This is a genomic window from Ideonella azotifigens (assembly GCF_006519715.1).
Classification (GTDB): Bacteria; Pseudomonadota; Gammaproteobacteria; order Burkholderiales; family Burkholderiaceae_C; genus Ideonella; species Ideonella azotifigens.
This window is the reverse complement of record NZ_VIDT01001127.1, coordinates 1-1,188: the sequence shown is the minus strand read 5'-3', so window position 1 is coordinate 1,188 and position 1,188 is coordinate 1. Positions and strand designations below refer to the sequence as shown.

The window sequence follows — 1,188 nt, the reverse complement described above, 5'->3', positions numbered from 1 at the left end:
GCGAAACACCTTGAGCCCTTGGCGCGGCGCTTGCTGGCAGCCCTGGCCGCCCCGCCCTTTTCACCTTACCCCGCAGCCGCCATGGACCAGCCCTCCCACCAGCTCTCGATGACCGTGCTGATGACGCCCGACATGGCGAACTTCAGCGGCAACGTGCACGGCGGCACCATCCTGAAGTTCCTCGACCAGGTCGCCTACGCCTGCGCCAGCCGCTACGCCGGGCGCTACGTGGTCACGCTCAGCGTCGACCAGGTGATGTTCCGCCAGCCCATCCATGTCGGCGAGCTGGTCACCTTCCTGGCCGCGGTGAACCACACCGGTACCTCATCGATGGAAATCGGCATCAAGGTCGTGGCCGAGAACATCCGCAGCCAGGTCGTGCGCCACGCCAACAGCTGCTTCTTCACGATGGTTGCGGTCGACGACCACGGCAAGCCCGCGCCGGTGCCGCCGCGCCAGCTCGTCACCGAAGAAGAAAAGCGCCGCGCCGAAAACGCCAAGGTCCGCCGCCAGCTGCGCACCGAGATGGAACAGCGCCAGCGCGAAGTGCGGCAGGCGCCGCCACCCACGGCCTGACGTGATACCGCCCAAGGTGGACCCCAGCGAGGTCGAGTTCCACGCGATCCGCGCCCAGGGTGCCGGCGGCCAGAACGTCAACAAGGTCTCGAATGCGGTGCACCTGCGCTTCGACGTGGCCGCCTCCAGCCTGCCCGAAGCGCTGAAGGCGCGCCTGCTGGCGCTGGCTGACCAGCGCATCACCGAAGGCGGTGTGATCGTCATCAAGGCGCAAGAGCACCGCAGCCTGCCGATGAACCAGGCCGACGCGCTGGCCCGGCTGCAGGCCATGGTCGACCAGGCCGCCCACGTGCCCAAGGCCCGCCGCGCCACCAAGCCAACCAAGGGCTCGCAGCGCCGCCGGGTCGATTCCAAGGTCAAGCGTGGCGCCATCAAGGCCGGCCGCGGCCGGGTCAGCGACTGATCGCCCTGCGGCAGCCAAGTAACCAGCGCCTCAGCGCGTGAATGCGGCCTGAAAAGACATTCTTGATCGACAAGGTCAGCCTGATGGGCGGCAGTCCCTGCGGTAACCTCGCCGAGGTGACCCTGCCTGATCCTTCCGATGTTGCTGCGCCTGCGGCTCGCCCGGTGCGCGGCACCGCTGCTGCACCGACGCTGCAGACCCTTGGCCTC

Annotated in this window: 2 protein-coding genes; both read left to right on the top strand. The window is 68.3% G+C overall.

The genetic code is table 11. The features are described from left to right. Positions 1 to 81: 81 nt before the first annotated feature. The gene (locus FKP22_RS31085) at positions 82 to 576 is read left to right on the top strand and encodes an acyl-CoA thioesterase (RefSeq protein ID WP_141292022.1); all 495 of its coding nucleotides are present in this window, start codon (positions 82 to 84) and stop codon (positions 574 to 576) included. Between the two features lie 4 nt (positions 577 to 580). Next, positions 581 to 979 (top strand): alternative ribosome rescue aminoacyl-tRNA hydrolase ArfB, encoded by a 399-nt coding sequence (gene arfB / locus FKP22_RS31080; protein WP_141292023.1) that lies wholly within the window; start codon positions 581 to 583, stop codon positions 977 to 979. The last annotated feature ends 209 nt before the right edge of the window (positions 980 to 1,188 follow it).

Excerpts from the sequence above, each read along its gene's own strand:
- FKP22_RS31085 (WP_141292022.1), top strand. The coding sequence starts at position 82 with ATGGACCAGCCCTCCCACCAGCTCTCGATGACCGTGCTGATGACGCCC.